The organism is Brachyspira sp. SAP_772, assembly GCF_009755885.1.
Lineage (GTDB): Bacteria > Spirochaetota > Brachyspiria > Brachyspirales > Brachyspiraceae > Brachyspira.
On sequence record NZ_VYIX01000360.1, the window covers coordinates 1 to 529 of the forward strand.

A 529-nucleotide genomic window follows, 5' to 3' on the forward strand; every position below is an offset into this window, starting at 1 on the left:
TTTGTATATATGCTTAATATTGATGAAAACACAAGAGATTTTTCTGGTGTATCTAATGCTATGTATGATGGTATAGGAAATCCATTTATGATATTCTGCCGTACTAATGGGGCTATGGTTTGGGACGAAATTATGAACTTATATCATAAAAATTATAAAGATATAACAGAATCATTATCCAAAAATATAGACAATTTACCTATAATGATATATCAAAGAGAAAATGAATCTGTACCTATAAGTAAATCTTTTGATATAAAAAGATATTATGATGATATTTCTTTTGATAATGATTATAAAGGCATTGTATTAAGCTCTTTAGGTTTAGTTGCTGGATATTCTAAAAAGTTTGCTTCAGAAAAAAARGCAGCTGATTTATCTGTTACAGGCGGACCAACTAAAGATAAAGAAATATTAAAAATAATTGCTAATATTTGGCAGTGCCCTATAAAAATACTTCCTTCTGGAGGAGCTTCTCTTGGAGCTGCAATAAGTGCTGTACTATTATTAAAAGAAAATATTTCTTTAG

1 pseudogene is annotated in these 529 nt (G+C 28.0%); it reads left to right on the plus strand.

From position 1 onward, the window contains the following. Positions 1–529, plus strand: a pseudogene (locus GQX97_RS14515) (FGGY-family carbohydrate kinase); the annotation flags it as partial.